General features: G+C 69.2%; 3 protein-coding genes. All 3 read right to left on the bottom strand.

Annotated features, from left to right (window positions below; all coding sequences use genetic code 11):
* Nucleotides 1–114: 114 nt before the first annotated feature.
* Nucleotides 115–483: a hypothetical protein gene (locus tag ACFWRT_RS16335; RefSeq protein ID WP_380949799.1), complete on the bottom strand. Its 369-nt coding sequence runs from the start codon at nt 481–483 to the stop codon at nt 115–117.
* A gap of 4 nt (nt 484–487) precedes the next feature.
* Nucleotides 488–940, bottom strand: a complete 453-nt coding sequence (locus ACFWRT_RS16330; RefSeq protein ID WP_380949800.1) for a YbaB/EbfC family nucleoid-associated protein — start codon at nt 938–940, stop codon at nt 488–490.
* A 105-nt stretch (nt 941–1,045) separates the two neighbouring features.
* Nucleotides 1,046–4,648 (bottom strand): AAWKG family protein, encoded by a 3,603-nt coding sequence (locus tag ACFWRT_RS16325; protein ID WP_380949801.1) that lies wholly within the window; start codon nt 4,646–4,648, stop codon nt 1,046–1,048.
* Nucleotides 4,649–4,650 lie beyond the last annotated feature (2 nt).

Here is a 4,650-nt window from a genome sequence, read left to right as displayed (position 1 = left end):
GGCGTTGACCTCGGGCGATACCTGGATACTCACCGACGGCCGCCTCGGGGGCCGTGCGGGCAGGACGGAGCGGCCGCTCCCGGTCGCGTACGGGAGCGGCCTGCGGTGCGGAGGTCAGCGCCGGCCATGCCCGCCCGGGCCGTCGAATCCATCGGTCTCCAGGCGGCTGTTGCCGTGCTGGATCTCGTCGAGGTTGCGGTCGCGGGTGTCCTTCATCATCCGGACGTTGCCGATCGTGGCGTCGGTGATGCCGACCAGCGCGTCCCGGATGGAGAGCATGGTGTCCTTGGTGGTCTGCCGCTCCTTCTGCTCCTGCGGCTTGGCCTTCTCCGAGAACTCGCTGTTGGTGCCGGGCCAGCTCACCGTGGGCGCCAGCTCGTCGAGGAACTCCTCGGTCATCGACCGGGTGAGCGTGCCGATCTCCTCCAACTGCCGTGCCAGGGCCTCGATGCGCTCCGGGTCGACGTAATACCGCTGTCCCATTCCGTCAGTCCTCTCCCTCGTCGCCGAGCGCGTCCCGCCACGCGGGGGTGGCCGGGCCGCGCGCGGTGTCCTCGTCGTCCTCGCGCAGCACCTCGGGGCCGAAGATGCGCTCCCAGTCCAGCTCGAAGCCCTTCAGCTCGGGCACGTCGCTGCTGGGCTCGGCGAAGGGCGCCATCGCCTTCATCACATGGCGGTTCATCTTCAGCCGGGCCGCGCCCGCCGCCTCCAGCACGCTGGCGGCCAGCTCCTGCGGGGACATGTCGCGGTACTTGTTCTCCAGGAACTCGATCCCGGTCAGCTCGCCCTGCGGGCCCGCGGTGGCGCGGACCGCCCGGTCGGAGGAGAGCACGGAGAACGACGCCGACCGCAGCTCGCGCTCCGTGCGCGCCACCGCCTCCTGGGCCGCCTGCAGCTCGGCCATGGCCTTCTCCAGCCGCTTCTCCAGCGGTTCCGTCACGCCCGCTCCCCTCCTTCTGCCTCGGTCTTCACATACGTACGGACTCGGTACGGGCATGGCGCCCGGCCCGCTCATCCTGCCTGGTGGCGGACGTCTGAGCGAACGTCACCTCCCGATGACGGCCGGGGTGCCGCCCTCCTCGGTGCCCCAGACGTCCGCGTCCTCCTCCAGGTAGTCGGCCGAGGTGACGGGCCTGCGCCCCTGCTCCTCCTCGTCCTCGGCCGGGGAGTTGCCGCCGGTGGTCGCCACCCGGGAGGCGGGGGTGAGGAAGGTGTCGCTGTCCTCCTGGCGGTTCCACGGGCTGCGCCTGCGGCGGTTGCGGCGCTCGCTCTCCTCGGCCGCGTCGACCAGGACGGACCGCACGCGCTCGCCGTTGCCCTTCTCGCCGCCCCCGCCCATGCCGCCCATACCGCCGCCCATCGGCATGCCGGGGGTGCCGGGCGTGCCCGGGGCGCCGGGGGCTCCCGGTCCGCCGCCGGGGCCGCCGCCGGGGGTGGTCGCGTTGTTCGTGGCGCTGTCGGAGAGCGGGGTGACCTGGCCGAGGGTCTCCGAGGACGGGAGGTTCGTACCGGGGAGGCCGCCGCCGGAGCCGAGGGGGCCGCCCGCACCGACCTGGGCGCCCAGCCCCAGCTCCGAGAGGGAGACGTCCCGGGTGCTGGTCCCGTCGCCTCCCCCACCGCCACCACTGCCCCCGCCGCTGCTGCTCCCGCTGCTCCCGTTGGCGAGGTCCTTGAGGCTGTCGAGATCGAGGTCCCGGTTCCCGTTCGGGCCGTCCAGGTCCCGGTTCCCGTTGAGGTCACCGAGGTTGCCGAGGTCACGGTTCCGGTCGAGGTCCCGGTCGAGGTCCCGCAGGTCGTCGAGGAAGTCCGGCCTGTTGTTGTCGCCCGAGCGCGAGTTGAGCTCGTCGAGGGTGACCGTCTCGGTCCTGCCCTGGGCGTCGGTGACGGTGGCGATGCCGGTGTCGGGGTCGATGGAGTGCTGGGAGCCGTCCGGGAAGGAGTTGAGGAACCGGCCGTTGTCCAGCGAGGAGACCGAGCCGTCCGGGTTGGTCACCTCGGCCCCGTGGGTGAGGTCGGTGGTGGTCTTGGAACCGTCCGGGGCGATGCTGGTGAGCTGGCCCGTGTCCGGGTCGAAGACGGTCTTGCCGCCGTCCGGGAACGTGGTGGCGAAGTCGCCGTTCTCCAGCCCGGTCAGACTGCCGGTCGAGGACTTCAGCCCCGTGTCGCCGGTGTTGAGGTTCCCGAGGTCGCCCAGGTCGTTGATGGTCTCCCGGTCGCCGAGGCCGAGGTCGCCCAGGTCGCCGCGTGATTCGGTCGGCAGGTCGGCGTTGATGTTGCCCAGGTCGCGGAGGTCGCCCAGGTCCCCGATGCCGTTCCGTCCGTTGAGGCCTCCGAGGTTGCCGAGGTTCTCCGTGGTGACGGTGCCGTCCGGGGCGGTGGAGACGGCCTGGCCGGTCGCGGGGTCGATCTCCTGCTTCGTACCGTCGGGGAACGTCGTCGTCAGCTTGCCGTCGTCGCCGAGAGAGGTGACCGAACCGTCCGGGTTGGTCACCCGGGCGCCGTCGCCCAGGTCCTGCGTGGTGACGCTGCCGTCCGGGTGGGTGGTGGTGAGGATCCCGGTGTCCTTGTCGAAGGAGGTGCTGCTGCCATCCGGGAAGTCCGTGTTGAGGCCGGAGGCGTCGAGCTGGGTCTTGCCGCCGGTCGGAGTGTCGAGGGAGCCGCCCGCGCCGTTGTTGAGGTCTCCGAGGTTGCCCAGGTTCTCGGTGATGGCCTGGTTGGCCGCGTCGTTGGGGTTCCGGGTCGAGCCGGGGCCGTTGTTGATCCCGCCGAGGTTGCCGAGGTTCGAGGTCACGGGGACCGGGCCGCCACCGGGGTTGTTCACGTCGCCGAGGTTGCCGAGGTTCTCGGAGACCGCGTTGTTCACGTCGCCGAGGCTGGGAGTGTTCGAGCCGCCGGGGCCGGGGTTGTTGATGCCACCGAGGTCGCCCAGGCTCTCCGTCACCGGAATGTCCTGCTTCAGGTTGAGCAGATCGTCGAGGTTGCCGAGGTTCTCGCCCCCGCCGCCCGGCCCGTTGATGTTGCCGAGGCTCTCCTCCATCTGCTTGGCCTGCTCCTCGGCCTCGCGCTTGGCCTCCTCCTGCTCCCGCCGCTGCTCCTCGCGCAGCTCCTCCTGGTACTTCTTGTCATCCTCGCGCTGCTGGTTCTGTTCCTCGCGCAGTTCGTCCTGGAGCTTCTTGTCCTCCTCGCGCTGGAGGCGCTGTTCCTCGCGCAGCTCCTCCTGGTACTTCTTGTCCTCCTCGCGCTGCTCCTCCTGCTCCTTGCGGAGCTCCTCCTGGAGTCTCTTGTCCTCCTCGCGCTGGAGGCGCTGCTCCTCACGCAGCTCGTCCTGGTAGCGGCGGTTCTCCTCGTTCTCCTTCTTGATCTCCTCCTTCTCCTCCTCCAGCTTCTTCTTCTCGTACTCCTCGCTCGCCGTGCTGGTCGACTTGGGCTCGGGTACGTTCTCGGAGAAGTCCTTGGAGAGGTCCAGGAACTGGTTGTTGAGACGCGACTGCACGATGCGTGCGTTCTTGACGAGCATGTCGTCCACGGCCCGGCTCCAGATCGTCACCGCCTTGTCGCCGACCTTCGCCCAGTTGGCGATGTCGGTGAGGTCTCCGTACTCGGGGTGGACCTGCTTGAAGTCGCCCTTCGGCTTGTGGCTGACCGTGGTGGTGTAGCGGTTTGTGGTGGACGTGATGTCGGTCTTGGCCACGTTCTCCGCGTCCACCCACTTGGCGAGGTCGTCGAGGACGTAGCGCAGTACCCGGTGCGGGTCGTAGTAGTCGGACTGGGCCCAGGCGAGCCAGTAGCCGAGCAGGTCCCGGGCGGCCTGCTCCAGGTGGGAGCGGCCCAGGGAGAGCGCGCGGGAGTAGACGGTGCTGCCGGTGCCGGTGGCGTCCCCGCTGCCCGCCGTCTCGTTGAAGGTCTCCACGTAGGCGTCGTAGTTCTCGCGGATCTTCTTGATGAGGCTGCGGAAGACCTCCGCGGCCTCGCCCTTCCAGCTCGCGTCGTCCCGGCCGAAACGGTCCTCCCAGTCCTTCAGCACCGGCGCGTGGTACTTGAAGAACTGGGCCGCGTAGTCGAAGGACTGGCCAGCCCTGGTGAAGGAATTCAGGTCGACGGCGTCGCCTTCCTTGGCGACCTCACCGCTGAAGCGGCCGTTGGCGCTGTTGCCACCGTCCAGCAGGGACATGAGCGCCGCCCGCGGCCCGTTCATGTAGCGGGCCAGCGGGATGGTGCTGAACTTGTCCTTGTTGTAGTCCGTGAACTCGTTGCCCTCGCGGACGTCCACGTTGTTGACGTCGGTGGAGTCGGTGCCGGCGAAGATGATCTCGTCGCCGGACTTCACCCGCCCCTCGAAGACGATGCGCGCCTGCATGATGGAGCGCTTCTTCCCGCTGTCGAAGAACCAGATGTCGTAGTCCTGGCCCTTGTTCTGCAGGAAGCCGGAGTCCTTGACGAGGAGGCTGAGGCTGCGCTCCTTGATGTCCATGCGGAAGAGCTTGCCGCCGTGGTCGGAGCGGAGGGTGTCGAAGATCTCGCCGCGCTTGGGCACGGGGTAGCCGGTGATGTGATGGACGAGGTCGGCCCAGTTGTCGGACGATGCCGCGTCCGTGTCCTCGTACTTGTCGACGTTCCCCACGGATGATTCGTCGTACCGGTCGGCCACCG

It is taken from the genome of Streptomyces cyaneofuscatus (assembly GCF_042718795.1).
GTDB lineage: Bacteria > Actinomycetota > Actinomycetes > Streptomycetales > Streptomycetaceae > Streptomyces > Streptomyces cyaneofuscatus_A.
This window is presented reverse-complemented; position numbering and strand designations above follow the sequence as displayed.